The sequence below is a fragment of the Bacillus sp. SIMBA_026 genome (assembly GCF_046535335.1).
In the GTDB taxonomy this organism is placed as follows: Bacteria; Bacillota; Bacilli; order Bacillales; family Bacillaceae; genus Bacillus; species Bacillus velezensis.
Map to the genome: position 1 here is coordinate 1 of NZ_JAWRWX010000251.1, position 263 is coordinate 263.

Consider the following 263-nt stretch of genomic DNA (forward strand, 5'->3'; position numbering starts at 1 on the left):
GCATCAGCAGATCGACCTGATGTGCTCCTTCTACGGGCCGAGCGCCAAGGGGTACGCCCAGCGCCTGGCCGACAGCATGTCCATTCCGCAGAACAGCGAGCAGCTGGCGCTGAACGGGATGAAGTTCGTCCGCGCCAGCGACATCCAGCCAGTGCCGGCCCTCATCAACCAGCAGTGGAACCGGCGCTATGACCTGACGCTGGTGCTGCGCCGCAAGCTCACCCGGACCTATCCGGTCCTCAACCTGTTGTCCGCCGAAGTGC

Annotated in this window: 1 protein-coding gene; it reads left to right on the forward strand. The window is 64.6% G+C overall.

The window, feature by feature from the left end:
* A partial coding sequence (locus tag SB847_RS21375; RefSeq protein WP_410578664.1) for a phage neck terminator protein occupies positions 1-263 on the forward strand: 263 nt, incomplete at both ends.